This is a genomic window from Arthrobacter sp. TB 26 (assembly GCF_000427315.1).
Taxonomy (GTDB): domain Bacteria; phylum Actinomycetota; class Actinomycetes; order Actinomycetales; family Micrococcaceae; genus Arthrobacter.
The window spans coordinates 1-1,467 of the sequence record NZ_AUPJ01000204.1 but is presented as its reverse complement, the minus strand read 5'-3'; the positions used below and the strand labels follow the sequence as shown (position 1 = coordinate 1,467).

The window sequence follows — 1,467 nt, the reverse complement described above, 5'->3', positions numbered from 1 at the left end:
CGACCCCCACCCGGGGCACCCCCCTCGCCCCTTTCCCTTGCCCCTCTGGGTGTAGGCGATTTCTCTGGGACTATCTCATAAACGGTGTATCCGGCGGTTTGTTTTAGTAGTTTTCAGCTGCCGGGAATCGGTCGCTGAAAGTGATGGCGAAGGCGTTCAAAGCGGGCTTCCAGCGCATTGTCCATCGGGTCCTGCCGGCACCGGTCGGATCGAGGGATCGGGTGACCAGATACAGGCACTTTAGCGCAGCCTGCTCGGTCGGGAAATGACCCCGGGCCTTGACGGCGCGCCGGTACCTGGCGTTCAACGATTCGATCGCGTTGGTCGAGCAGATCACGCGCCGGATTTCCACGTCGTAGTCCAGGAAGGGGATGAACTCCTCCCAAGCATTTTCCCAGAGCCGCACGATCGCCCCGTATTTCCTGCCCCAGCGCTCCGTCAGCTCCTCGAACGCTGCCCGGGCCGCCGTGGCGTTCACGGCTGTGTAGATCGGCTTCACATCCCGTTTGAGCGCATCCCAGTCCTGCTTCGAGGCCAGCCGGAAGGTGTTGCGGATCAAGTGGATGATGCACGTCTGGACGGTCGTCAGCGGCCACACGTTCGCCACGACCTCGGGCAGGCCCTTGAGCCCGTCGCAGACCAGGAAAAAGCTGTCCTTCACGCCGCGGTTCTTGATGTCGGTGAGCACGCTCATCCAGAACTTCGCGCCCTCCCCGCCAGTGCCGGCCCACAGGCCCAGGATGTCCTTCTCCCCGGCCAGAGTGACACCAATAGCGGCATAGACAGGGCGGTTGGCGACCTGCCCGTCCCGGACCTTGACGACAATGGCGTCGATGAAGATCGCCGCGTAGACCTCATCCAACGGCCGGTTCTGCCACGCGGCCATCTCTTCAAGCACCCGGTCGGTGATCCGCGAGACCGTCTCCTTGGACACCGAGGCGCCGTAGATCTCGGCGAAATGGGCGCTGATCTCCCCGGTCGTCAGGCCCTTGGCGTAGAGCGAGAGGACCATCTCATCGACCCCGGTCAGCCGCCGCTGGCGCTTGGCGACGATCTTCGGTTCGAACGTGCCCTCCCGGTCCCGCGGAACATCGATCTGCACCGGGCCGGTCGTCTCCGTCAGCACGGTCTTTGACCGGGTGCCGTTGCGCGAGTTGGCAGTGTCCTTGGCCGCCGCATCGTGCCTTTCATAACCGAGATGCTCGGTTAATTCCTCATCCAGCGCGGTCTCGATGACGGTCTTGGTCAACTGCTTGAGCAGCCCATCAGGGCCGGTCAGCGCCAGGCCCTGTTCCTTGGCCATCCTCACCAGCTCACGGGCGGCATCGACCTCGGAAGTGTCTGTCAGTTTTTCAACGGTCTTGGTACTCGGCACAGCCTCAAGTGTTGCGGCCATATCGGGCTCCTCCCCGCCAGGCTCACCGCCCGGCGTGTCGAGCCGGATACACCGTTATTTACACAGTCCCA

1 protein-coding gene is annotated in these 1,467 nt (G+C 63.2%); it reads right to left on the bottom strand.

Annotated features, from left to right (window positions below; translation table 11 throughout):
- Positions 1 to 103: 103 nt before the first annotated feature.
- The gene (locus tag K789_RS0107205; RefSeq protein ID WP_024366175.1) at positions 104 to 1,396 is read right to left on the bottom strand and encodes an IS256 family transposase; all 1,293 of its coding nucleotides are present in this window, start codon (positions 1,394 to 1,396) and stop codon (positions 104 to 106) included.
- Positions 1,397 to 1,467: the final 71 nt, after the last annotated feature.

Bases quoted from the DNA above. Each gene is read 5' to 3' on its own strand.
- K789_RS0107205 (WP_024366175.1), bottom strand. From the start codon at position 1,396: ATGGCCGCAACACTTGAGGCTGTGCCGAGTACCAAGACCGTTGAAAAA.